The organism is Rhodoferax sp. (assembly GCF_028714215.1).
Lineage (GTDB): Bacteria > Pseudomonadota > Gammaproteobacteria > Burkholderiales > Burkholderiaceae_C > Rhodoferax.
Window position 1 is genome coordinate 40,913 of sequence record NZ_JAQTMS010000015.1, and the last position, 23,300, is coordinate 64,212.

Consider the following 23,300-nt stretch of genomic DNA (forward strand, 5'->3'; position numbering starts at 1 on the left):
ATTTCACACTCTGTTCCAGTCGAATGCCGCTTTTTCGCCTTTGCCATAGACCTTGAGCGCGCCTTTTTCACCGACCGCGTTGGGGCGCTGGAAGATCCAGTTCTGCCAGGCCGTCAAGCGCCCGAAGATGCGGGTGAACATGTTCTCCGGGCCATTGAAGCGCAGATTGGCCTCCAGGCCGGTCAGCGCATCGGGCGACATGCTGACACGCTCTTCGATGGCAATGCGCAGTTCGTCGGCCCAGTCGATGTCGTCGGGGCTGGAAGTCACCAGGCCCAGTTGGAGGGCAGCGTCGGCCGTCAGCGCCTGCCCGATGCTGGCACGCACCGCGTCCAGCGCTGGCTGCTCGTCATAGAAGCGCCGCTGCAAACGGCTCTGGCCGGTGACCATGGGGTAGAGCCCGAAATTGGCTTCGGTCAGCGCGATGCGAGGGGCTTGCGCCGGGTCGTCGGGCAAGGCCAGCTGGTAGCTGCGGTCGCAGGCCAGGGCCAGCTCCAGCAAGGTGCCAACAAAACAGGAACCCGGTTCAATCAGCGCAAACAGGCTGCGCGAAGAGACATCCAGCCGGCTCAGCGTGCGCCGCAGCAAGCCCAGGGTTTCGCGCACCAGCCAGTGGCTGCGGTGCGCCAGCAAGGTGGCGTCCAGCGCCAGCACGGCGTCAACGTCGCCCTCGGTCTTGAGCAGCCAGATGCCGATCTCAAGTTCGTTGGTACGCATTGACAGAATGGCGTCTTCGAGCTCGCGCGCCAGCGCCAGCGGGTACCAGTTGGCGCCGGCGGCCTCGATGGCGGCAATGCTGGTCGGCTGCGCGCCCATCGGTCCTTTGACGCTGAAAGTGGCGCTGCGTTTGGAGCGGTCGACCTCGACCGTCAGATGCGGGTAGCGCAAGGCATCGGCCTCGAAGCCGCGCTGCAAAGGTGTCAGGGCCACGCCCTTGGCGTCGCTGGGGCGATCACTTTTGGCGGCCAGTTCCAGGGCTCGCTGGCGCACCTGCTGGGCAAAGACGGCCGGTTTGGCGATGGCATCCACCAGCCGCCAGGCCAGTGCCTTTTCACCGCGCACGCCCTCGGCACTGGTGCAGAACAGATCCGCCAGGTCGTGGCGCACATGGCGCTTGTCGGTGACCCGGGTCAGGCCGCCGGTGCCGGGCAACACACCCAGCAAGGGTACTTCGGGCAGGCTCACCGCGCTGGAGCGGTCGTCCACCAGAATGATTTCGTCACAGGCCAGCGCCAGCTCGTAACCGCCACCGGCGCAGGCACCGTTGACGGCGGCCAGGAACTTCAGGCCGCTGTGGCTGGAGGAGTCTTCCAGGCCGTTGCGCGTCTCGTTGGTGAACTTGCAGAAGTTCACTTTCCAGGAATGGCTGCTGACGCCCAGCATGAAAATATTGGCGCCGGAGCAGAACACTTTCTCCCGGGCGCTGGTCAGCACCACGGTGCGCACCTCGGGGTGCTCGAAACGGATGCGGCCGATGGCGTCGTTGAGTTCAATGTCAACGCCCAGGTCGTAGCTGTTGAGCTTGAGCTTGTAGCCGGGACGCAGGCCGGCGTTTTCGTCAAACTCCGCCCGCAGCGTGGCGACCGGGCCATCAAACTCAAGTTTCCAGTGCTTGTACTGCGAAGGGTCGGTCTGGTAATCGACTGGGCTGGGTAGGCTCACGGCTTGTTCTCCTCAAAATTCACGCATAAAAGTGCATTTACCGTTCAAGTATATGCATAATAGTGCACATCATACAAAGAAAAACATTTCCATGCAGGGCAGGGGGAAATTCAGAACTTGTCGGGCAACTGAAGCAACTGCCGGACCATTTTGCGCAAGGCCTGGAAAGTGGGTTCCAGCGGCTGGGCGCTGGTGTCGAGTCTGAGTTGCGCCTTGGAGTAAAACGCAGCGCGGCCGGCCAGAATGCGCTTGAGATCCGCCATCGCCTCTTCGCTGGCCGCCATGGGGCGCAGATCGCCTTGCGCCAGCACGCGCTTCATGTGGTCCTCGGGGTCGGCTTGCAGCCAGACCGTGGAGCAGTGCGCCAGCAACTGGTTGAAGGTGCCGGCGTCCGACACCAGCCCGCCGGGGATGGCGACCACCGCCTCCGGGTAGATCTGGATCGCCTCTTCCAGCGCCCGGCGCTCGTAGCGCCGGTACGCGTTGATGCCGTACAGCGCCTGGATCTCAGAGACGCTGCAGCCGGCAAATTTTTCAATCTCGCGGCTCAGTTCGACAAACGGAAAACCCAGATCGTCGGCCAGCAGTTGGCCCAAGGTGGACTTGCCGGCGCCGCGCAAGCCGATCAAGGCGATGCGGCTGCTGGTGCCGGCATTGCCACCGCCGGTGCCCAGCAGTTCGCCGATCATGACGCGCACGCGCTGTAGCGTGGCTTCGTCGCGCTGCTCCAGCAACTCGCGGATCAGCAGCCATTCGGTCGACGAACTGGTCACGTCGCTGACCAGTTCCCCCAGCGCGCACTGCAAGGCGCCAGCCACTTGCAACAGCACCAAAATGGAGGCGTTGCCGACCCCGTACTCCAGGTTCGCCAGGTGCCGCTCGGAGACGCCGGCGGCCAGCGCCAGCGCCTTGCGCGTCATGCCGCGGCGCGCGCGCAGCGCCCGCACGCGCTCGCCCAGCGCCGCCAGGAAGGGGTTCTTACCGGCCAGCGCCACGGCCCCGGGCTGGCCCGAAGCAGTGTCAGGGTTAGTCAGAGGGTGCAAACCTGATAATGGCAATATAGTGCTTGACATAAGGCGAAACGGTACTTACGGTGCACACCTGCACAATAATTCATATCCGCCTATTGTGCAACGAAAGAAGACTTTGAGCAGCGGTGCAAATTTGACGTCAGCAGAAGCCACCGGGCAAGAGATTGAATTTGCCGACATCCGCTGGCGTGAGCGCAATGTGCGCATCGAATACCAGTGGCTGGCGCCGCAAAGAGTGAGTGCCCCCCTGCTGGTGTTCCTGCATGAGGGCCTGGGCTCGCTGGCCATGTGGCGGGATTTTCCGCGCCAGTTGTGCGATGCACTGGCTTGCCGCGGCCTGGTCTACTCCAGGCCCGGCTATGGTCGCTCGACACCGCGCGCAGCCGACGAGGTCTGGCAGCCCGACTTCATGCACCGCCAGGCTTACGAGGTGCTGCCCACCTTGTTCCAGGCACTGGGCATCAACACGCAAATGGAGCCGCCCTGGCTGCTGGGCCACAGCGACGGCGGCTCGATCGCCCTGCTGTACGCAGCCCGCTTCCCGCGGCAGGCGGCCGGCTGCGTGCTGCTGGCGCCGCACATCCTGGTGGAAGACGTGTCGGTGGCCAGCATCGCCCTGGCGCGCACCGCCTATCTGGAAACGGACCTGCGCTCGCGTCTGGCGAAATACCATGACGATCCCGATTCGGCCTTCTGGGGCTGGAATCGGATCTGGCTGGCACCCGAGTTTCGGGATTGGACGATAGAGAACCAGATCGGTGCCATCGGCTGCCCGCTGCTGGCGGTGCAGGGGCTGGACGACGAATACGGCACCTTGCGACAGATCCATCGCATTGCCGAGCGTGTGCCGCAAACCCAATTATTGGAGTTATCGGCCTGCGGGCACTCGCCGCACCGCGATCAAAGCGTTAGACTGATCGCCGCCGTTACAGAATTCTTTCACTACCATAAACGAGGAGACAAACCGTGAAGAAACTAGTCCGCATTTCCCTGATCGCTGCCTGTGCCATCGCCGCGCCGCTGAGCATGGCCCAGACCTCGGCAAAACTCAAGGTCGGCTTGATGCTGCCTTACACCGGCACCTATGCCTCGCTGGGCAATGCCATCGAAAATGGCTTCCGGCTTTACCTTGCCGAAAAAGGCGGCAAGCTCAGCGGTCGGGAAATCGAGTTCATCAAGGTCGATGACGAGTCCGATCCGTCGAAGGCCACCGACAACGTCAACAAGCTGATCAAGCGCGACAACGTCGACGTGCTGGTGGGGACTGTTCACTCCGGCGTCGCCATGGCCATGGCCAAGGTCGCCAAGGACACCGGCACCATCCTGATCGTGCCCAATGCCGGCGCCGACGTGGTGACCGGTGCCATGTGCGCGCCCAACATCTTCCGCAGTTCCTTCACCAACTGGCAACCGGGCTACGCCATGGGCGAGGTGGTGGCCAAGAAGGGACACAAAAAGGTAGTGACCATCACCTGGAAATATGCCGCCGGCGATGAGTCGGTGAATGGTTTCAAGGAGTCGTTCGAGAAGGCCGGCGGCAAAGTGGTCAAGGAGTTGACCCTGCCCTTCCCGAACGTCGAATTCCAGGCCTTGCTGACCGAGATTGCAGCCACCAAACCGGATGCCGTCTACACCTTCTTCTCTGGCGGCGGCGCCGTCAAGTTCGTGAAGGACTATGCGGCTGCCGGCCTGAAGAAAAGCATTCCCCTGTACGGCCCGGGCTTCCTGACCGATGGCACGCTGGAAGCCCAGGGTGCGGCGGCGGAAGGCTTGCTGACCACCCTGCACTATGCCGACAGTCTGGGCACGGCGCGCGACAACGCGTTCCGCCTGGCCTATGCCAAGACCTACAAGCTGCAGCCTGATGTGTTTGCGGTGCAGGGCTACGACGCGGCGCAGATGCTGGGCATCGGCCTGGCCGCCGTCAAGGGCGATATCAGCAAGCGGGCGGGCTTTGTCAGCGCCATCGAAAAAGCCAAGATCGACAGCCCGCGCGGCGCCTTCACGCTGTCCAAGTCGCACAACCCGGTGCAGGACATTTACCTGCGCCAGGTGGTGGGCAACGAGAACCGCTTTGTCAGTGTGATCAGCAAGGCACTGGCCGACCCGGCGCGCGGCTGCAAGATGTAAGGTAGGTACAACCAGTGCCACACCACCACTGGATTGCGGGTCAAGCCCGCAATGACAGCCGGGCCCGCAATGACAAAGTGCTTGTCATCCCGGACTCGATCCGGGATCCAGTGCTACGCCACTGCAATGACAGCCAGGGCGGGGCCGGTTCATGGAAAGTTCGGCGCGCCAATCCACTGCGTATATGGACCTGCTGTTCTTCCTGATCCAGTGCCTGAACGCCTTGCAGTACGGCCTCTTGCTGTTTCTGGTGGCCTCCGGGCTGACCCTGATCTTCGGCATCATGGGCGTCATCAACCTGGCACACGGCAGCTTCTACATGATCGGTGCCTACATGGCCTATGCGCTGGCACCGATCGTCGGCGGCACCTTGGGCGGCGGCTTTTTCGCCACCTTGCTGGTCGGGCTGGTGCTGGCCGTGCTGCTGGGTTACGTGCTGGAATGGGTGTTCTTCAGCTTCCTGTACCAGCGCGAGCATCTGCAGCAGGTGTTGATGACCTATGGCCTGATCCTGGTGTTCGAGGAGTTGCGCAGTTTGCTGGTCGGCGACGACGTGCACGGCGTGGCGCCGCCCGACATTCTGGCCGGCACGCTGCCGCTGGGCGAGATGATGACTTACCCGGTCTACCGGCTGTTCATCTCGGCGGTCTGCCTGCTGCTGGCGCTGGCCATGTACCTGGTGTTCACGCGCACCCGGCTCGGCATGATGATACGGGCCGGCAGCACCAATCGCGAGATGGTCCAGTCGCTGGGCATCGATATCAAATTCCTGTACCGGGTGGTGTTCGCGGCCGGCGTTGCCGTGGCGGTGTTCGCCGGCATGGTGGCGGCACCGGTGTCGTCGGTCTATCCGGGCATGGGCAACACCGTTCTGATCATCTGCTTTGTGGTGGTGGTGATCGGCGGCATTGGCTCGATCCGCGGCGCTCTGCTGGCGTCCCTGCTGATCGGCGTCGTCGACACTTTCGGCAAAGTGCTGCTGCCACAGGCCTCCGGCGTGCTGATCTACGTGCTGATGGCGCTGATTCTGCTGTGGCGGCCGGATGGCCTCTTCAAGGCCGGCTAAGCAGCGGATCAAGCCCATGAAGCAAGCCAAGATCATCTTCGTCCTGCTGGCTTTTGCGCTGTTGGCGCTGTTTCCGCTGATCGCCGGCAAATACGGCATCGACCTGGTCACCAAGATCATGATCTTCGCCGTCTTTGCGCTCAGTCTCGAATTGCTGGTGGGCGGCACCGGCTTGGTGTGCTTCGGCCAGGCCGCGTTCCTGGGCCTGGGCGCCTATGCGGCGGTGCGCCTGTCGCCGCAGGACGCCTCGCCTTCCGTGCTGTGGCTGCTGCCGGCCTGCGTGCTGGCGGCGGCCCTCTACGCGCTGCTGGTGGGCGCCCTGTCGCTGCGCACCAAAGGCGTCTACTTCATCATGGTGACGCTGGCCTTTTCCCAGATGGCCTATTACGTGGCGCACGACACGCCGCTGGGCGGCGGCACCGACGGCATTTACATGACCACCAAACCGGTGCTGGGCAGCTTGCTGGACCTGGACCGGCCGCTGACGCTGTACCTGTTCACACTGGCCTGCCTGGGCCTCGTGTTCGCCTTCCTGACGCTGCTGCTGCGCTCGCGCTTTGGCCGCGCGCTGGCCGGCATCCGGGTCAACGAGCAGCGCATGCGGGCCACCGGTTTCTCGACCTACTGGTACAAGCTGGCGGCCTTTGTCATCTCCGGCGGCATCGCCGGGCTGGCCGGCTTCCTGTTTGCCGTGAAGGACGGTTTTGTGAACCCGGAGCTGATCAGCTGGCACGTCTCCGGCAACGTGCTGATCATGATCATTCTGGGTGGTATCGGGCAGTTGCGCGGGGCCGTGCTGGGCGCTTTCGCGTTTGCCATGCTACAGGAGTTGTTCAAATCGGAAGTCATCTTTGGCGACTTCGCCAAGCATTGGCAACTGGGCCTGGGCCTGACCATCATCGCCAGCGTGGCGCTGCTGCCGCGCGGGCTGGTGGGCCTGCCGCAACAACTGGCCGAGCGGCTGCGGGCGCGCGCCAAGCCTGACTCTGCGACGGACAGCGGGGAGCCTGACGATGAGTGAGGCCAAGGTGCTGTTGCGCGCCAAAGAGATCACGCGCGTCTGGGGTGGCCTGATCGCGCTGAACCGGGTTTCGTTGCAGTTGGAGCGCCAGAGCGTGCACGCGGTGATCGGGCCCAACGGCGCCGGCAAGTCGACCCTGATCAACATCCTGTCGGGCGAGCTGGCACCCAGCAGCGGGCAGATCGAACTGCTGGGCCGGGACGTGACGGCCTGGTCGCAGCCCCGGCGCGCCCGCTTTGGCCTGGGTCGCAGCTACCAGCGCAACACCATCTACCCCAGCTTCAGCGTGCTGGAGAACTGCCGGCTGGCGGCGCAGATGCGCCAGCCCAAGCCGTGGGCCTTCTGGCAGGATGCCCAGCGCTGCCAAGTCAGCACCCGGGTGGCGCTGGAAGTAGCGCAACGCGCCGGTCTGGCCGAAGTGCTGGAACGCACCGCCGGGCTGCTGTCGCACGGCCAGAAGCGCCAACTGGAGGTCGCGATGTGCCTGGCCAGCGGCCCCGAGGTGCTGCTGCTCGACGAGCCCCTGGCCGGCATGGGCGCGGAGGAAACCGAACGCATGCTGAGCCTGCTGGCGGAGCTGAAAAAAGACCATGCCATCCTGCTGGTGGAACACGACATGGACGCTGTCTTTCGCATCGCCGACCGCATCACGGTGATGGTCAACGGCGCCGTCATCGCCTCCGGCTCGCCGGCTTTCGTGCGCAACAGTCCGGAAGTACGGCTGGCCTACCTGGGGGAGCTATCGGATGCGCAATGATCTGATCGTCGACGCTCACGGCGTTCACGCCTGGTACGGCTCCAGCCATGTGCTGCTGGGGGTCGACCTGCAAATTGCGCGCGGCCAGACGTTTGGCTTGCTGGGCCGCAACGGCATGGGCAAGAGCACGCTGATCCGCACCCTGCTGGGTCATGTGGCGCAGCGCGACGGCCAGATCCATCTGTTCGGGCAGGACGCCTCGCACTTGCAGCCGCACCAGGTGGCCCGCCTGGGGGTCGCTTACGTGCCCGAGGGGCGTGGCGTGTTTCCCAATCTCTCGGTGCGCGAAAACCTGGTGATGGCGGCACGGCGCGGCCGCGACGGGCGCATGGACTGGCCTTATGAGCGCGTGCTGGAGACTTTTCCCAGGCTGGGCGAGCGGGTGGCCCAATTGGGCGGGCAACTGTCCGGCGGCGAGCAGCAAATGCTGTCGATTGGCCGGGCCTTGATGACGCACCCGGAACTGATCGTGCTGGACGAGGCGACCGAAGGGCTGGCGCCGCTGATCGTGGCCGACATCTGGCGCGTCATCGGCGAGATTCGCGCCAGTGGCATCGCCACCTTGATCGTCGACCGCGACTACCGCAAGGTACTGGCGCGCTCCGACCAGGCCCTGGTGCTGCAGAAAGGCCGCGTGGTGCTGCACGGGGCGTCCGGCGAACTGGCCGGCAACCCGGCCTTGTCGGCTTACCTGGGGGTTTGACGGGCCAGCACGCAACTTTGGTTGTGTGGGCTTCACAAAGCTGGATAATCTGCACTTAAAAGTTCGGGTATCCGGATTTGATACTCCACCTTGTGACCCGCAAAGGGATGCCAGCAATGAAACCCTCCGAAGCTCTATCCGCCCACCGGGGCAGCATCCGCCGTATCGTCGAATCGCACCGGGCGTGCAACCCTCGGGTGTTCGGGTCCGTGGTTCACGGTGACGACACCGAAGACAGCGACCTCGACATTTTGATCGACCCTACGCCGGAGACCACACTCTTCGACATTGGGGCGATTCGCCATGAGTTGCTTCAACTCCTTGGCTTGCCGGTTGATGTGTTGACACCGAAAGCATTACCAGACAGATTTCGCGCCACGGTTCTGGCGGAAGCGATGCCCATATGAGCCGCGACAAGCAAAGGTTGTCCGATTACCTATGCCACATTGCGCAAGCCATTGAACGTATCGAGCGGTACACCGAAGACCTTGACGAGTTGGCGTTCTTGCAGAACGAAATGGCTCAGGACGCGGTGATTCGGAACTTTGAAATCATCGGCGAGGCCAGTCACAACATCGTGTCTCATTACCCCGAGTTCGCAGCGACCCATCCTGAATTACCCCTGGCGTTCGCCTATCAGATGCGCAACGCGGTAGCACATGGGTATTTCAAGGTGGACTTGGAAATCGTCTGGAAGACCGTTCAGAACGAACTCGCCGGACTGCACACGCAGGTGAAGCAAGTGCTTGGAGACTTGCCTCACAAGGACACCCCCCGTTTTTGACACCCCGCGACTGCCGCCGGCCACCGCGCCAGCCGCCTTGGTCGCTTGCAGCCGTCACGGCGTTGAAACGGGTACTCCGGCTTCCGTCAATGACTGAGAATCTTCGACAGAAACAACTGCGCGCGATCGGAACGCGGGCTGCCAAAGAACTCCTCCTTGGTCGCATCCTCGACGATCTCGCCCTGGTCCATGAAGATCACGCGATTGGCCACTTTTTTTGCGAAACCCATCTCGTGCGAGACCACCATCATGGTCATGCCTTCATGGGCCAGCTCGACCATCACGTCCAACACCTCATTGATCATTTCCGGGTCCAGCGCCGACGTCGGCTCGTCAAACAACATGGCGATCGGGTCCATGGAGAGGGCGCGCGCGATCGCCACACGCTGCTGCTGGCCGCCCGAGAGTTGGCCCGGAAATTTGTCCTTGTGTGCCAATAGGCCGACGCGGTCGAGCAGCTTGAGGCCGCGCTGCACCGCCTCGTCCTGGGGACGCTTGAGCACCATGACCTGCGCCAGCGCCAGGTTGTTGGTGATCGACAAATGCGGGAACAACTCGAAACTCTGGAACACCATGCCGATGCGCGCGCGCAGCTTGGGCAGGTCGGTTCCGCGGCCACCCACGTCGATGCCGTCAACCGTGATCTTGCCCTGCTGGAACGGCTCCAGTGCGTTGACGGTCTTGATCAGCGTCGACTTGCCGGAGCCCGAGGGGCCGCAAATCACCACCACCTCGCCCTTGTCGACCTGGGTACTGCAGTTCTTCAGCACCTGGAAGCTGCCGTACCACTTGCTGACGTTGCTGAGTTCTATCATGGCCATGGGGAAAACTTTCTTTTTTCTTAGCGTGCGATGGCGATACGGGTCTGCAAGCGCTTGACCCAGAAGGACAGGAACAGGCAGAGGGCAAAGTACACCACGGCCACAAAGAGATACATCTCGACCAGGCGGCCGTCGCGCTGGGCGACCTTGCTGGCCATGGTGACAAAGTCCGGCAGCGAGATGATGTAGACCAGCGAGACGTCCTGGAACAGGATGATGGTCTGCGTCAGCAGGACGGGCGTCATGTTGCGAAAGGCCTGCGGTAGCACCACCTGGCGCATGACTTGCCAGTAAGTCAAGCCCAAGGCATAGCCCGCATTGGCCTGTCCGCTGGCGATGCTCTGGATGCCGGCGCGCATGATCTCGCAGTAGTAGCAGGCCTCGAACAGGATGAAGGTCACCAGGGCCGACGTGAAAGCACCGACCTTGATCGGCGTTGGCGAGCCTATGATCCAGGCGCCGATGTAAGGCACCAGGAAATAGAACCAGAAAATGACCAGCACCAGCGGGATAGCGCGCAGTCCGTTGACGTAGACTGCCGCCATCCAGGCCATGGGCTTGACCGAAGACAGCCGCATCATGGCCAGCAGCGTGCCCAGCACAATGCCGCCGGCCATGGCCATCACGGTAACCTCCAGCGTGAAGGCCAGGCCCTGAAAAATCAGCACCTGCCAGGTGCGCGCGATGACGTCGAAGTCGAAGTTCTGGAACATGGCTTAGCTCGATCTTCCGCCGATATAGCCGGGCACCGCGACCCAGCGCTCAAGACCGCGCATCGCCAACACGACGATGCCGTTGACGACCAGGTAAATCAGGGTGGCGGCGCTAAAGGCTTCGAAGATCTGGAAGCTGAACTCCTGCATCGAGCGCGTGCTGGCAGTCAGCTCCATCAGGCCTATGGTCAAAGCCACCGCCGTGTTCTTGAGGATGTTGAGAAATTCGCTGGTCAGGGGCGGCAGCACGATGCGCACGGCCATCGGCAGCAGCACATGGCGGTACGTCTGTGGCAGCGTCATGCCGAGTGCGGTGCTGGCGGCCATCTGCCCGCGCGGCAGCGACCCGATGCCGGCGCGCACCAGTTCGGCGACACGCGCCGACGTGAAAAAGGCCAAGGCCACGACCGCCGTCCAGAAGCTTGAGTTGGGCAATTGCTTGAGCCAACTGCCCAGGGACGTTGGCAACAGTTCCGGCACCACAAAAAACCACAGGAACATCTGCACCAGCAAAGGGATGTTGCGGAACAGTTCGACATAGGCATTGCCCAAGCGCACCGCCCAGACCAAGGGCGTGGTGCGCACGGTGCCGATGACCAGCCCCAGGGCGAGTGCAATCACCCAGGCCGTGAAGCCGGTGGCCAGCGTCCAGCGCAGGCCATTGAACAAGGTCTGCAAATAGGTGCCGCTGGCATCCGGCGACAGTTCCCAGAAGATGCCCCAGTTCCAGTGGTAGTTCATGCGTGCTTCGCGCCCTGCGCCTGCCTTACTTGTAAGCCGCCGGATCGGGTGAGTCGATCGGGTTGACCGTCAGGTTCTTGAACACGGGGTTCATCGGCATGTTCAGGTTGATGCCCTTGGGGGGGATCGGGCTGGTAAACCACTTGGCGTAGATCTTGTTGATCTCGCCGCTCTTGTAGATGTTGACCATGGCCGCGTCAACCACCTTCTTGAAGGCCGGATCGTCCTTGCGCAGCATGATGCCGTAGGGCTCGGGCAGTGACATTGCCTCCGCCGAGATCTGCCATTGGCCTGGGTTGGCGCTGCTGGCCGCCAGACTGGCCAGCAGGATGTCGTCCATCACGAAAGCCACGGCACGGCCGGTCTCGACCATCAGGAAAGCCTCGGCATGGTCCTTGGCGGCCAGGATGTTGATGCCCAGGTTTTTCGCCCCGTTGAGTTCGGTGAGCTGCTTGATGTTGGTGGTGCCCGAGGTGGAGACCACTGTCTTGCCCTTCAGATCGGCCAGGGCGTTGAGCTTGTCGGCCTTCTTGGCGATGAAGCGGTTGGCGGTAAGAAAGTGGGTGATGGTGTAGCTGACCTGTTTCTGGCGCTCGGCGTTGTTGGTGGTGGAGCCGCATTCGAGGTCGATCGTGCCGTTGGCCAGCAGCGGAATCCGGGTGGCGGATGTCACCGGCTGATAGACGACCTTCAGGTTGGGCAGCTTCAGTTCGACTTTGACGGCATCGACGATACGGGCGCACAAGTCCATGGCATAGCCGATCGGTTGCTGCTTGTCATCGAGGTACGAGAACGGAATCGAGGCGTCCCGATTGCCCACCGTGATGGTGCCAGCGGCGCGCACTTTTTCCAGGGTGCCTTGCGCCAGTGCGCCGCAGGCGATGCCGGCCAGCAACAATGTGCCTATAAGTTTTCGCGTGAGTTTCATACGATCTCCTTCTTGGTTAAACGATGTGCCGATCTGTTTTGCCCAGACCCAGCGCGCGATGCAAACAGGTGCAATGTTACTGCGGGAAAGGGCAGGCGCTCAGCGAAGGTTGCCGGTATGACCCAATGAATAGCGGCCCGGCTGCGGCCAGACCGTCAAACCGTGCGGTTCCTGCCCGACTTTGATTTGCGCCACTTTTCCGCTGCCGGTATCGAAACGATAAACCACATCGTCGAAGCGGCCGGCCAGCCACAGTGTCTTGCCGTCGGCGCTGACATTGCCCATGTCGGGGCTGCCGCCGCCCGGGACCAGCCACTGGGCCAGCACTTTGTTGCTCGCAAAGTCGATCACCGTGACGCCGCCGGCGCCGTGTCTGGCGCCATGAATACGGTGCGTGCCCCGGTTCGCGACGTAAAGCAGCTTGCCGTCCCGACTGGGATAGAGACCGTGCGCGCCAACGCCGGTGGCAATGAAGTCGACTTCCTTCAGGGCCTCGCCATCCACCACGTGGACGCCATCGGCCTCCATGTCGGCAACATAGAAACGTTTTCCATCCGGCGCGATGCGAATGTCCTGCGGCATTCCCTTGGAAGCAGTGCAAATTTCGCTCAGGCTGGGATCGAACGGCTGATTGGCCGATTCCTTGAACCGGGTGCGTGGCATGGCCAGCTTCAGCTCACCCACAACACGCCGATTGACGAGGTCAATCTTGGTCACGCTACCGTTGAATTCGCAGGTGAAAAGTGCGTACCTGCCATCGATTGAAAAATCGGCGTGGTTGATGCCGCCGCAGTTGGGTGTAGCAATGGAGTACTGCAGCTTCATGCTTTGCGGATCCCGGAAATCGAGCCGCTTGCGTGCTTCCGCCACGACGATGGCCGATTGGCCATCCGGTGTGAAATACATGTTGTAGGGGTCGTCGACGGGGATCGATCTGCCAGCCTTGCCGGTCAGCGGGTCTATCGGTGTCAGGCTGCCGATCAGGCGACGCTCGGCGTTGTTGGCAACCCACAAGGTTTTCAGATCCCAGGATGGAACGATGTGCTGGGGCGCGACCCCGACCTTGAAACGGTCCAGCACCTTGGACGTCGCCGGGTCTATGACATAGACATCGTTGGACCGCAGATTCGGAACATAGACCCGTTCAAGGTGGTTTTTGACCGCTGCGCTCATATGCCCCGCACCGGTTTCGCTGTAGAGATTCCTGCCGTCGACGACCGGCGGCATGCCCTCCACCGTGGCGATAGAGGCCGCCGCCGGCTCTGGCGCAGGCGCCGCGCCGTGAACCAGCGTGCTGCCAAAAACGATCACTGTCGCGGCCATGGCCAAACCGGCAAACCAGCTGATTTTTGATTTTTTGGACATTCAATACCCTGGAAACATTTCTTTCAAGATCACCGCTGCTGGCGCACCCGGCTGAGAATCGCCGCGACCGAAGTCTGAACGATTTGTTCAACGCCAAGCTGCCCCAGTTCGGCCGAAGATTTGCGCGGATCGCCCAAGACACCGTCCTGCCGCGTCGCCTTGGCGGAACTGGCAAGCAGTTCCGTCCGGACCAGGTTTTTGTCGACCGCCAGCGCCAGCGAGGTGTCGGCCAGTCCGGCGTGTTGTCCGATCTCGTCATCGCTGTAGCCCTTGCTCCGGAGCGCGGCCACATACGCGGTTTCGGTGACTCTGTAGTAGTCCAGCAAGGCATGAACCCGGCAGGCCGGATCCTTGGACCACTCGCGGTTGAGCTTCTGGGCCACTTTTTCCTCATTTTTTTGATAACCGCCATGGTCTCCCAAAAACACCACGTCACGAAAACCATGTTGCTTGAAACTGCGCGCCGTGGCTTCCAGCATGGCTTCGAAGCTGGCATCCGATATGGAGATCGTTCCGGCAAAACGCATGTGCGCCGCCGGCGGATGAATCGAACCTTCAGGCACGTAGGCAATGACCGGCGCCACCAAGGCGTTGCCAAGACGCTGGGCGATCTCGCCGGCCAACACATGAACCCGAACGTTGTGCTTGCCCAGCACCATATGCGGCCCGTTCTGTTCGGTGCCACCTATCGGTACCAGGACGGTGGTGGCTCCGGTGCCGACCCGGTCGCGCAGTTCGGTCCAGGTCAGTTCTTCAAGGTAATTGCTCCGGGACACGGCGGCCTGCGCCTGGGCAACCCCAAAGAAGACTGCCACCAAGCAAAGAACCAGCCGGACCCGGCTGCCCCAACGATCCGAAAAAGGAAAGTTTCTGTTCTGCATTGAAACCATGCGGATGAAAATCGCAGTATCTCATCAGTTGGGGCGCGGCAGCACCCCAGCATCGGTCTTTTGCTAAGCTCGGTCATCGAGTAAAGAGGAACCCGTAGATGACTCCTGGCGAAATATTGCAAGACCTGTGGCAAGCCGCAGGACTACCTGCCCAAGCCCTGGCTTGCGCCGACCTCCGAGGTGCGGACCCGGTGTTCCCCTCTTCCTTCCGGGTCGGCACTGCGGCCCAGTGCACTGTTGCCGCCGCTGCCTTGGCGGCCTGCGAGGTCGGCCAGCAACGCGGCGTCGCGCGCCAGCGCGTGACGGTCGATATGACGCACGCCGCCATCGAATGCAGCGGCTGGTTCAGCGTCGACGGCCGGGTGCCGGAAACCTGGGATGCATTTTCCGGCTTGTACCGCTGCGCCGATGGTCATGTCCGGCTGCACGCCAACTTCCGGCACCACCGCGAGGGTGCACTGCGCCTGCTGGGCCTTGATCCGGCGACGGCGCGACGCAGTGACGCCGAGCAGGCGCTGCTGCGCTGGCGTGCCATCGACTTCGAGAACGCCACCGCCAACTTGAATCTGGTAGCCACCGCATTGCGCCGCTTCGACGAGTGGGACGCCACACCGCAAGGGCAGGCCTTGAGCAGCCAACCCCTTTTCAGCATCACCCGCATCGGCGAGGAAGTATCACCACTGGCCTTGCCACCGTTGCGCGAGGACCAGCCGCCCCTGACCGGCCTGCGCGTGCTGGACCTGACTCGCATTCTGGCCGGCCCGGTCGGTGGCCGGGCGCTGGCGGCCTATGGCGCCGACGTGATGCTCATCAACTCGCCCCATCTGCCCAACATCGAGGCGATTGCCGACACCAGCCGCGGCAAACTCTCGGCCCACGCCGACTTGCGCAGCGGACAGGGCCGCGCCGCGCTGGAACGCCTGCTGGGCCAGGCGCATGTTTTCGTGCAAGGCTACCGACCCGGCGGACTCGCGGCCCTGGGTTACGGTGCCGAGGAGATCGCCCGGCTGCGCCCCGGCATCGTCTATGTCTCGCTCAGCGCCTATGGCACGCAAGGCCCCTGGGCCGAGCGGCGCGGCTTCGACTCGCTGGTACAGACCGCCATGGGCTTCAACCACGCCGAGGGCGAGGCGGCCGGCGATGGCGTGCCACGACCGATGCCGATGCAGATTCTTGATGAAGCCACCGGCTACCTGCTGGCATTTGGTGCGGCAGCGGCGCTGTGGCGCCAGCAGCGCGAAGGCGGCAGCTGGCAGGTGCAGGTAGCGCTGGCGCAGACCGGACAGTGGCTGCGCCGACTCGGGCGCGTGACCGGTGGGCTGGCCGCGGCAAGGCCCGACCTGGCTCCCTATCTTGAGACTTCGCCCTCCGGCTTTGGCGCGTTGTGCGCGGTGCGCCACAGTGCCCAGCTGGCGCGTACACCGGCCCGCTGGCAGCGCCCATCAATGCCGCCCGGCAGCAGTGCCGCGGTGTGGCCCTGATTTCTAATGCCACTGCGGCGGAGCCCGGCCGGGAGACCCGCCGATAATCACTATCCAAAAGGCCGCGGCCATCGTGCAAGAACTCCTCATTGACCAACCATCATTACTCGGCATGTGCCCCATTGCCGAGGCGGTGGAGAGGCTTGCCCATGGTTCGGATGGCGGCGAACGCGGAGCTGTGTTCACGCGGCGTGAGGTGGTGGATTTCATGTTGGACTTGGCCGGCTACACGCCAAACCGCCTATTGCATTGCATGCGGCTCCTCGAGCCCTCGTTTGGTGGAGGGGAGTTTTTGCTGGCGGCAGTGGAGCGCCTGATCACGGCATTCCAAGCTGCTGGCGGCGAGGGAGATTTGAGCCCCTGCATTCGGGCGGTGGAACTGCATAGCCATACGTTCGAGACGACCAAGCGCAGTCTTGAAACTCTGCTTTTGGGTTTTGGTATTTCAAAATCGGAAGCTACACGCCTGGTATCGGCCTGGCTGATTTCAGGTGACTTTTTGTTGGAGCGCTTGCCAGGGCGATTTGACTTCGTGGTCGGCAACCCGCCTTATGTTCGGCAAGAGCTCATCCCCGCCGCGCTGATCCTGGAATACCGCAGACGCTATGCAACGCTCTATGACCGGGCGGACCTCTACATCCCCTTTATCGAACGCTCGCTCGGGCTGCTGTCCGATGGTGGTCAGTGCGCCTTCATTTGTGCCGACCGCTGGACCAAAAACCGATACGGCGCACCGCTTCGGGCTTTGGTGGCTGGCGGCTTCCATCTGCGGGCCTACGTGGACATGGTGGACACGCCCGCGTTCAACACGGATGTGATTGCGTACCCGGCCATCACTCTGATCGAAAAGGCCAAACCAGGCCCGACGCTGGTGGCCGAGCGCCCCACCATTGACGCCGAGAGCCTGTCGCGACTGGCGCGCGCCTTGTTGCGCGGCGAAGCGGACACCGCAGTGGGTGTCTCGCTGGTGGAACATGCGGCATTGGGCTCGGCGCCTTGGGTCTTGAGCTCCGCCAGCAAACGCGCGCTGCTGCGCCGCCTGGAAGCCAAATTCCCGCTGTTGGAAGAGGCGGGGTGCAAGGTGGGCATTGGCGTCGCCACCGGGTTTGATGCGGCCTTTATCGGCAGGATGGATGAACTGGACGTGGAGCCGTCACGCAAATTGCGTCTGGTCACGACCAAGGACATTGCCAGCGGCGAGGTGCATTGGTTGGGGCTTGGCGTCATCAACCCGTTTGAGGACGACGGCAAGCTTGCCGACTTGGAGCGTTACCCGAAGCTGCGCGCCCACTTGGAACAACATCGGGCGGCTATCGCAGGCCGCCACGTCGCCAAGAAGGCGCCAGCAAACTGGTATCGAACCATTGACCGGATCACGCCCGCTCTTGCCGCACGCCCCAAACTGCTAATTCCTGACATCAAGGGTTCGGCCCACGTAGTCTATGAGTCTGGCGAGCTTTACCCGCACCACAATCTCTATTACGTGGAATCAAACGAATGGGATTTGCGAGCCTTGCAAGCCGTGTTGCTGTCGAGCGTGGCCCGACAATTCGTCGCCGCCTATTCGACCACGATGCGCGGGGGCTTCCTGCGGTTTCAAGCCCAGTACCTGCGCCGTATCCGCCTGCCCGAATGGAAAGACGTATCCGCGAGCATGCGCGAGCGGCTTGCGCGGGCGGCGACTGCTTTGGATTTGAACGAGTGCGACCAGGCTGCCGCCGAGCTGTATGGTTTGACGCCAGACGAAGCGGCCATGCTGGCGCAATGAAATCGAACAACACAGGGGGAGAAAACAATGGCGCTTGATTTGAGCGACTACGAGAACAAGGCCCGCGCGGCCATCAAGGCATTTTGGCAAAGCCGGGCGAACGCCACACAAAAGCAGAAGTCATCCGGCAAATCCGACCAAGGCGAGCGCGCCGGAGTGACGGGCGGCAAGAACATGGACGGGTTCGCGAAACTGGTAATCGACATCGTCAAGGCCAACGGTTTGCCCCATGCCGAGATTCACCAGAAGCGGGCCGTGCTCACGCTGCCGGGATATTTCCGCCCGACCAAGCTGTGGGATTTGCTGGTTGTTGACCAAGGCCGGTTGGTGGCGGCGCTCGAATTCAAGAGCCACGTCGGCCCATCGTTCGGCAACAACTTCAACAACCGGGCCGAGGAAGCCATTGGCACATCGCATGATTTGTGGACGGCCTACCGCGAGGGTGCGTTCGGAAAGCAGGAGCGGCCCTTTGTAGGCTGGCTGATGGTGATTGAGGATGCGCCGAAATCGAGAGCCGACGTCAAAGACAAATCCCCTCACTTCCCGGTGTTTCCAGAATTCGTCGGAGCGTCTTGCCAAAAACGGTACGACATCTTGTGTCAACGTCTGGCACTTGAGCAACTCTACAGTTCGGCTTCTGTGATCGCCACGCCGCGCTCGGCGATAACCGATGGCGCCTACTCAGAACTTTCCGCGATGACGGGGCTTCGTTCCTTCGTGGCGGCGCTGGCAGGACATATCGCAACGGAGGCTGCGCGTTAAGAGGGGTTTGAGTTTCACGAACCCCAAGAACCAAGGTGCGCTTCAAACGCGGCTAACGCCCATGCCAACCCAAGCCTACGCCCTGTTCGCCACGCCCATCGGCCACTGCGGCATCGCCTGGGGCGAGCGCGGCTTGACCGGGGTGCAACTGCCAGACCGGGACGAGGCCGCCACGCGAGCGCGCATGGGCCGGCGCTTTCCACAGTGCAGCGAAGCGATTGCGCCGCCGTTGGTGCAGGAGGCGATAGCCGCCATCGTCGCCCTGCTGCGTGGCGCGCCGACCGAGCCGGTGGATTTGTCGAATCTGGTGCTGGACATGGACGGCGTGCCGGCGTTTCACCAGCGTGTCTATGAAGCGGCGCGCCGCATCAGGCCCGGCGAGACCACAACCTATGGCCAGATCGCCCGGCAACTGGGCGACCCCAGCGCGGCGCGTGCCGTGGGACAGGCGCTGGGCAGCAACCCGTTTGCGCCGGTGGTGCCGTGTCACCGCGTGCTGGCTGCGGCCGGAGGCGCCGGTGGCTTCTCGGCGACCGGTGGGCTGGCGACCAAGTTGCGTCTGCTGCTGATAGAGCGCGCCCGCTTCAACGGGCCGGGTCTGTTCGACGACGCGCCGGATACGCTGTTGCCGTGAGCCGGTAAAGACTAGCCAGAACTCAATCCGCTTTGCTGCCGCTGGCCGCTTGATCGAAAGCACCGGCCAGCGACCAGTTGACGCGCTCCGGCGCCAGCCACTTGCGAATGGCGGCATTCACCTGCTCCAGGCTCAGTGCCTGGGTGCGTGCCTCCAGTTCGGCATTCCAGCGGAAGCTGCGCTGGCGTTCCAGATGACCGGCCCAGGCCCACGCCACCGAGCTGTCGCTGGCGCGCCAGGTGTTGCTGGCGGCGCGCATCGCCTTCTTGGCGCTGTCGAGTTCGGCCGGGGTGATGCCGTCCTTGACGAAACGTTGCAGTTCTTCGGCGAAGCCCTGCTCGATGCGGGCGCGGTTCTCAGGCGCGAAGATGGCGTAGAAATCGACCCGGGCGGCCGGTTCGAAGCTCGATGCGTGCAGACCGGCACCGGCGCCGTAAGACATGCCGTCCTTCTGGCGCAGCCGGGTCAGCAGCCTTGAGTCGAAACCGCTGGCGCCCAGCACATGCACCGCCAGGCGCAGCGCGGCGTAATCCGGGTGGTCGTCGCTCAACGCCAGGTCCAGGGCACCGACCGCCGTGGCGCCGGACTTGTCCTTGAGCAGCGTCAGCAGCCGTTGCCCCGCCGCAGCGGCCACCGGCTGCGGCACCCGTGCGTAGGGCTGGCCGGACTTCCAGTCGCCGAACAACTGCGCGATGACGGGCTTCAACTGCGCTGCATCGAAGTCGCCGACGATCACCAGCTCGCCGTATTGGGCGCCCCACTGCGTTTGGTAGAAATCGACCACGGCCTCGCGCTTGAGCGCCTTCAGCGCGGCGATGTCCTGCGCCAGCGTGGCGACATGGCGCGGATCGTCCTCGGCATAGGCGCTCGCCAGCAGGCGCGACAGCGCCACCCCCGCCAGCGCGCCGGGGTCTTCCAGCGCGTGCTCCAGGCCGCCGATGTTCTGCCGCACCAGTTGCTCGAACTCGCTGGCCGGGAAGGCCGGCTCACGCAGCAGCTCGGCCAGCAAGGTCAAGGCCGGCACCAGTTGAGCGCGCTTGCTATTGAGCCCCGCCACGGCACCCGACAGGGCATCGCTTTGCACGTGCCAATCGGTTTTCAGCGCGTCGAAAGCGTCGCTGATCTGGGCCCGTGTTTTCTTCTGCGTGCCCAGGCCCAGCATGCTGCCCACGGTGGCCGCGGCAGTGCGCTGGCCGCGCAGACTGGCAACGTTCCCGAAGTGCAGCTTGAGTTCCACCTGCACCGTTTCGCCGCGCGATTTCTTGGGCAACAGCGCCACCCGCAGACCGGAGGGCAACTGGTAGCGCTCGGTGCGCTTGTCGATGTTGGCTTCGCTGGCATCGAAGGCTTCGCCGGCGGCCACTGCGGCGCCGGGCTTGAAGTCCTTCAGCGCCACCGCCGCGTCGACACGCGGCGCCAGTGGCGTGCGCTGCGGCGTCGCGCTGGCAAAAAAGCGCCCCAGCGTGCGGTTGCTGGGCAGCAACCAGGCGCCAACGGTGGCGTTGACCTCCTCCAGCGTGATGCCTTGCACGCGGTCGCGCAGGCTGAACAGCAGGCGCCAGTCACCGGCGGCGATGGACTCGGACAAGGTCACGCACAGGGCCTGCGGATCGGCCAGGGTGCGGTCCAGTTCCTTGGCCCATTGCACTTGCGCGCGCTTCAATTCCTCGGCCGTCACCGGCTCGCTGGCCAGGCCCTCCACCGTTTCCACCAGGATGCGCTGCGCCTCTTCCACCGAATCGTCTTTCTTCAGTTGCACGCCCAGATTGAGCAGGCCCGGCTCGGCATTGCGCGAGGCCCAGCCGAACACCTGAGTCGCCTTGCCGGTCTCGACCAGGCGCTTGTGCAGGCGCCCTGATGGCGCATCGGTCAGCGCCGTGACGGCGATCTCGAAGGCCGCGTAGTCGCGGCTGGCCAGTGCCGGTATGTGGTAGCTGGCAAACACCGCCTGTTCGCCGCCAGTGCGGCGCAGCGTCACCAGGCGCTCGCCCTCCTGCACCGGCTCCAGCGTGTAGGTGGGCGCTATTCGGCGCGTCGGCCGGGGTAACCGACCGAACGTGGCCTTGATCTCCTGCAGCGTCTTGCCGGCATCGAAAGCGCCGGCGACGATCAGCGTCGCGTTGTCGGGCTGGTAGTACTTGCGATAGAAGGCTTGCAGGCTGGGGATGTCGACGTTCTCCACATCGGAGCGAGCGCCTATGGTGTCGCGCCCGTAGTTGTGCCACTGGTAAGCCGCCGCCTGGGTGCGCTGGACCAGGATGCTGACGGGGTTGTTCTCGCCCTCTTCCATCTCGTTGCGCACCACCGTCATTTCGCTGTCCAAGTCCTTGCGCAACACCTTGGCGCCGGTCATCCGGTCGGCCTCAGTGCGCAGCGCCCAGGACAGCTGCGTCGGGTCGGCCGGGAAGGTCTCGAAGTAGTTGGTGCGATCGGCGTTGGTGCTGCCGTTGAACTGCATACCGCGCTTGGACAGTTCGGCGCCCACGTTGGCGTGCAACTTGCTGGTTTTGAACATCAGGTGTTCCAGCAAATGCGCCATGCCGGTCTCGCCGTACCCTTCCATGCGGCTGCCGACCCGGTAGGTGACATTGACCGTGACGGTGGGCTTGGACGCATCCGGGATCAGCAGCACCTGCAAACCGTTGCCGAGCCGGAATTCGCTGACGCCTTCGACTTCGCGCAGCGGCGCGGCAGTGGGGCCGGCTACGACCGTCAGGGCCTGCAAGCCGAGGATGAAGACAAGAGGGAACAGCAGCTTGAGGCGCATAAGTAGAGGGCCAACGGCAGGGTCGGCAACGCAAGGGTCGGGATTCGAATAAGTATAGGGGCGCGGGCAGAAATTTGCTGGCCGGGCACCACCCTCACCGGCGGCGACGCCGGGAAGTGGCCCCCACGCTCGGCACTTCGTGTCCTCACTGCCCCCCGAGGGGGCCGATCCGTATTGGGGCGGCCCGGCGCCGGATCACCGCTGTTGCCAGTTCCTGCAACACGTCCACCGTGCTGTCCCAGCCGATGCAGGCGTCGGTGACGCTCTGGCCGTAGCGCAGGCCATGGCGACCGTCGACGATCTCCTGCCGGCCTTCCACCAGGTGGCTCTCCAGCATGACGCCGCAAATGTTGTGGCTGCCGGCGACCAGTTGCTGCGCAATGTCGGCGGCCACGCCGGACTGACGTCGATGGTCCTTGCTGCTGTTGCCGTGGCTACAGTCGATCACCAGGCGCGCCGGCAGCTTGGCCCCCGCCAGCGCCAGCGCCGCCAGCCCAACACTGGCGGCGTCGTAGTTGGGACCATCGCCGGCACCGCGCAAAACCAGGTGGCCGTCGGGGTTGCCGGTGGTGGTGATCACCACCGCCTTGCCTTCCAGCGAAATGGTCGGAAAGCGGTGCGGCTGGGATGCCACATGGATGGCATCGATGGCCGCGCTGACGCTGCCGTTGGTGGCGTTCTTGAAGCCCACCGGCGCCGACAGCGCGGACGCCATCTGGCGGTGCAGCGGGCTCTCCACGGTACGCGCACCGATGGCGCCCCAGGTCAGCAGTTCGGCGTAGTACTGCGGCGTCACCAGGTCCAGGATTTCAGAGGCCGCCGGCACCCCCAGCCGCGCGCACTCCAGCAGCAGGCGGCGCGCCTGGCGCAGGCCTTCGCCGATATCGCCGTGACCGTCCAGGCCGGGGTCGTAGATCAAGCCCTTCCAGCCCATGCGGGTGCGCGGCTTTTCGAAGTAGACGCGCATCACCAGCAGCAGCTCGCCGGCCAGTTGCGCGGCCAACTGGCGCAGGCGCTGGGCATATTCCAGCGCCGACGCCGGTTCGTGGATCGAACACGGACCGACGACCACCAGCAGCCGGTCGTCGTCGCCGCGCAGGATGGCGCGGGTGGCGGCGCGCGCCGCCGTGATGAACGCCGCTTGCGTCTCGCCGGCGGGCAATTCCTGGCGCAGCAGCCGGGGCTCCGGCAGCGCGTCGGTCTGTGCAATGTGGATGTCGTGAATCGCAGGGCTCATGTTGGTAGTGGCGGGCGACCTTGAGGGCCGGAATGACAA

At 63.6% G+C, this 23,300-nt stretch carries 22 protein-coding genes; 12 read left to right on the forward strand and 10 right to left on the reverse strand.

The features are described 5' to 3' along the window. Positions 1 to 3 precede the first annotated feature (3 nt). On the reverse strand, positions 4 to 1,662 hold the full coding sequence (gene boxC / locus PHS32_RS09230) for a 2,3-epoxybenzoyl-CoA dihydrolase (RefSeq protein ID WP_301078637.1): 1,659 nt from the start codon (positions 1,660 to 1,662) through the stop codon (positions 4 to 6). Positions 1,663 to 1,772: 110 nt separating this feature from the next. Next, complete coding sequence (locus PHS32_RS09235; RefSeq protein WP_301078639.1) at positions 1,773 to 2,735, reverse strand: helix-turn-helix transcriptional regulator; 963 nt, start codon at positions 2,733 to 2,735, stop codon at positions 1,773 to 1,775. A 91-nt stretch (positions 2,736 to 2,826) separates the two neighbouring features. Here PHS32_RS09235 and PHS32_RS09240 point away from each other — a divergent pair, with 91 nt between their 5' ends. The 8 genes from PHS32_RS09240 to PHS32_RS09275 all read left to right on the forward strand — a co-directional run bounded on the left by PHS32_RS09240 (position 2,827) and on the right by PHS32_RS09275 (position 9,154). Continuing rightward, positions 2,827 to 3,663, forward strand: coding sequence for an alpha/beta hydrolase (locus tag PHS32_RS09240; RefSeq protein ID WP_301078640.1), 837 nt, complete (start codon positions 2,827 to 2,829; stop codon positions 3,661 to 3,663). Positions 3,664 to 3,719: 56 nt separating this feature from the next. Beyond that, positions 3,720 to 4,823 carry an ABC transporter substrate-binding protein gene (locus tag PHS32_RS09245; protein ID WP_301078680.1) on the forward strand — a complete coding sequence of 368 codons (1,104 nt, stop codon included), beginning with the start codon at positions 3,720 to 3,722 and terminating at the stop codon, positions 4,821 to 4,823. Between the two features lie 184 nt (positions 4,824 to 5,007). Next, positions 5,008 to 5,889: a branched-chain amino acid ABC transporter permease gene (locus PHS32_RS09250; protein ID WP_301078681.1), complete on the forward strand. Its 882-nt coding sequence runs from the start codon at positions 5,008 to 5,010 to the stop codon at positions 5,887 to 5,889. Between the two features lie 16 nt (positions 5,890 to 5,905). After that, positions 5,906 to 6,910, forward strand: a complete 1,005-nt coding sequence (locus PHS32_RS09255) for a branched-chain amino acid ABC transporter permease (protein WP_301078641.1) — start codon at positions 5,906 to 5,908, stop codon at positions 6,908 to 6,910. Next, on the forward strand, positions 6,903 to 7,667 hold the full coding sequence (locus PHS32_RS09260; protein WP_301078642.1) for an ABC transporter ATP-binding protein: 765 nt from the start codon (positions 6,903 to 6,905) through the stop codon (positions 7,665 to 7,667). The genes PHS32_RS09255 and PHS32_RS09260 overlap by 8 nt, the downstream gene beginning before the upstream one ends. Then, positions 7,657 to 8,370, forward strand: coding sequence for an ABC transporter ATP-binding protein (locus PHS32_RS09265; RefSeq protein WP_301078643.1), 714 nt, complete (start codon positions 7,657 to 7,659; stop codon positions 8,368 to 8,370). Before PHS32_RS09260 ends, PHS32_RS09265 begins: the two co-directional genes overlap by 11 nt. A 116-nt stretch (positions 8,371 to 8,486) precedes the next feature. Next, positions 8,487 to 8,777, forward strand: coding sequence for a nucleotidyltransferase family protein (locus PHS32_RS09270; RefSeq protein ID WP_301078644.1), 291 nt, complete (start codon positions 8,487 to 8,489; stop codon positions 8,775 to 8,777). Next, positions 8,774 to 9,154 (forward strand): DUF86 domain-containing protein, encoded by a 381-nt coding sequence (locus tag PHS32_RS09275; RefSeq protein WP_301078645.1) that lies wholly within the window; start codon positions 8,774 to 8,776, stop codon positions 9,152 to 9,154. The genes PHS32_RS09270 and PHS32_RS09275 overlap by 4 nt, the downstream gene beginning before the upstream one ends. An 86-nt stretch (positions 9,155 to 9,240) precedes the next feature. Here PHS32_RS09275 and PHS32_RS09280 read toward each other — a convergent pair whose 3' ends face one another. The 6 genes from PHS32_RS09280 to PHS32_RS09305 all read right to left on the reverse strand — a co-directional run bounded on the left by PHS32_RS09280 (position 9,241) and on the right by PHS32_RS09305 (position 14,537). After that, entirely contained in the window at positions 9,241 to 9,969 is a 729-nt protein-coding gene (locus tag PHS32_RS09280; RefSeq protein ID WP_301078682.1) for an amino acid ABC transporter ATP-binding protein, read from the reverse strand. Between the two features lie 26 nt (positions 9,970 to 9,995). Further along, entirely contained in the window at positions 9,996 to 10,688 is a 693-nt protein-coding gene (locus PHS32_RS09285) for an ABC transporter permease subunit (protein WP_301078646.1), read from the reverse strand. A gap of 3 nt (positions 10,689 to 10,691) precedes the next feature. Beyond that, positions 10,692 to 11,429 (reverse strand): amino acid ABC transporter permease, encoded by a 738-nt coding sequence (locus PHS32_RS09290; RefSeq protein WP_301078647.1) that lies wholly within the window; start codon positions 11,427 to 11,429, stop codon positions 10,692 to 10,694. Between the two features lie 25 nt (positions 11,430 to 11,454). Further along, positions 11,455 to 12,357 (reverse strand): amino acid ABC transporter substrate-binding protein, encoded by a 903-nt coding sequence (locus PHS32_RS09295; protein WP_301078648.1) that lies wholly within the window; start codon positions 12,355 to 12,357, stop codon positions 11,455 to 11,457. 99 nt (positions 12,358 to 12,456) lie between these two features. Beyond that, positions 12,457 to 13,584 (reverse strand): YncE family protein, encoded by a 1,128-nt coding sequence (locus tag PHS32_RS09300; RefSeq protein WP_301078683.1) that lies wholly within the window; start codon positions 13,582 to 13,584, stop codon positions 12,457 to 12,459. 167 nt (positions 13,585 to 13,751) lie between these two features. Continuing rightward, positions 13,752 to 14,537, reverse strand: a complete 786-nt coding sequence (locus PHS32_RS09305; protein WP_301078649.1) for a creatininase family protein — start codon at positions 14,535 to 14,537, stop codon at positions 13,752 to 13,754. A 173-nt stretch (positions 14,538 to 14,710) separates the two neighbouring features. Here PHS32_RS09305 and PHS32_RS09310 point away from each other — a divergent pair, with 173 nt between their 5' ends. The 4 genes from PHS32_RS09310 to PHS32_RS09325 all read left to right on the forward strand — a co-directional run bounded on the left by PHS32_RS09310 (position 14,711) and on the right by PHS32_RS09325 (position 19,257). After that, positions 14,711 to 16,093, forward strand: coding sequence for a CoA transferase (locus PHS32_RS09310; protein WP_301078650.1), 1,383 nt, complete (start codon positions 14,711 to 14,713; stop codon positions 16,091 to 16,093). A 73-nt stretch (positions 16,094 to 16,166) separates the two neighbouring features. After that, positions 16,167 to 17,861, forward strand: a complete 1,695-nt coding sequence (locus PHS32_RS09315) for an Eco57I restriction-modification methylase domain-containing protein (protein WP_301078651.1) — start codon at positions 16,167 to 16,169, stop codon at positions 17,859 to 17,861. A 27-nt stretch (positions 17,862 to 17,888) separates the two neighbouring features. Next, a complete protein-coding gene (locus PHS32_RS09320; RefSeq protein WP_301078652.1) occupies positions 17,889 to 18,623 on the forward strand; it encodes a PaeR7I family type II restriction endonuclease in 735 nt (244 codons plus the stop codon). A gap of 61 nt (positions 18,624 to 18,684) precedes the next feature. Continuing rightward, complete coding sequence (locus tag PHS32_RS09325) at positions 18,685 to 19,257, forward strand: methylated-DNA--[protein]-cysteine S-methyltransferase (RefSeq protein ID WP_301078653.1); 573 nt, start codon at positions 18,685 to 18,687, stop codon at positions 19,255 to 19,257. A gap of 22 nt (positions 19,258 to 19,279) precedes the next feature. Here PHS32_RS09325 and PHS32_RS09330 read toward each other — a convergent pair whose 3' ends face one another. Both PHS32_RS09330 and PHS32_RS09335 read right to left on the reverse strand, forming a co-directional pair. Beyond that, complete coding sequence (locus PHS32_RS09330; protein WP_301078654.1) at positions 19,280 to 22,024, reverse strand: pitrilysin family protein; 2,745 nt, start codon at positions 22,022 to 22,024, stop codon at positions 19,280 to 19,282. Positions 22,025 to 22,169: 145 nt separating this feature from the next. Next, positions 22,170 to 23,261, reverse strand: coding sequence for a 3-deoxy-7-phosphoheptulonate synthase (locus tag PHS32_RS09335; protein ID WP_301078655.1), 1,092 nt, complete (start codon positions 23,259 to 23,261; stop codon positions 22,170 to 22,172). Positions 23,262 to 23,300 lie beyond the last annotated feature (39 nt).

Coding starts and splice junctions, on each gene's coding strand:
- PHS32_RS09335 (WP_301078655.1), bottom strand. CDS start 23,261: ATGAGCCCTGCGATTCACGACATCCACATTGCACAGACCGACGCGCTG.
- PHS32_RS09245 (WP_301078680.1), top strand. CDS start 3,720: ATGGCCCAGACCTCGGCAAAACTCAAGGTCGGCTTGATGCTGCCTTAC.
- PHS32_RS09295 (WP_301078648.1), bottom strand. CDS start 12,357: ATGAAACTCACGCGAAAACTTATAGGCACATTGTTGCTGGCCGGCATC.
- PHS32_RS09320 (WP_301078652.1), top strand. CDS start 17,889: ATGGCGCTTGATTTGAGCGACTACGAGAACAAGGCCCGCGCGGCCATC.
- PHS32_RS09300 (WP_301078683.1), bottom strand. CDS start 13,584: ATGCCGCCGGTCGTCGACGGCAGGAATCTCTACAGCGAAACCGGTGCG.
- PHS32_RS09255 (WP_301078641.1), top strand. CDS start 5,906: ATGAAGCAAGCCAAGATCATCTTCGTCCTGCTGGCTTTTGCGCTGTTG.
- PHS32_RS09235 (WP_301078639.1), bottom strand. CDS start 2,735: ATGTCAAGCACTATATTGCCATTATCAGGTTTGCACCCTCTGACTAAC.
- PHS32_RS09265 (WP_301078643.1), top strand. CDS start 7,657: ATGCGCAATGATCTGATCGTCGACGCTCACGGCGTTCACGCCTGGTAC.
- PHS32_RS09330 (WP_301078654.1), bottom strand. CDS start 22,024: ATGCGCCTCAAGCTGCTGTTCCCTCTTGTCTTCATCCTCGGCTTGCAG.
- PHS32_RS09290 (WP_301078647.1), bottom strand. CDS start 11,429: ATGAACTACCACTGGAACTGGGGCATCTTCTGGGAACTGTCGCCGGAT.
- PHS32_RS09275 (WP_301078645.1), top strand. CDS start 8,774: ATGAGCCGCGACAAGCAAAGGTTGTCCGATTACCTATGCCACATTGCG.
- PHS32_RS09260 (WP_301078642.1), top strand. CDS start 6,903: ATGAGTGAGGCCAAGGTGCTGTTGCGCGCCAAAGAGATCACGCGCGTC.
- PHS32_RS09270 (WP_301078644.1), top strand. CDS start 8,487: ATGAAACCCTCCGAAGCTCTATCCGCCCACCGGGGCAGCATCCGCCGT.
- PHS32_RS09310 (WP_301078650.1), top strand. CDS start 14,711: ATGACTCCTGGCGAAATATTGCAAGACCTGTGGCAAGCCGCAGGACTA.
- PHS32_RS09325 (WP_301078653.1), top strand. CDS start 18,685: ATGCCAACCCAAGCCTACGCCCTGTTCGCCACGCCCATCGGCCACTGC.
- PHS32_RS09250 (WP_301078681.1), top strand. CDS start 5,008: ATGGACCTGCTGTTCTTCCTGATCCAGTGCCTGAACGCCTTGCAGTAC.
- PHS32_RS09280 (WP_301078682.1), bottom strand. CDS start 9,969: ATGATAGAACTCAGCAACGTCAGCAAGTGGTACGGCAGCTTCCAGGTG.
- PHS32_RS09285 (WP_301078646.1), bottom strand. CDS start 10,688: ATGTTCCAGAACTTCGACTTCGACGTCATCGCGCGCACCTGGCAGGTG.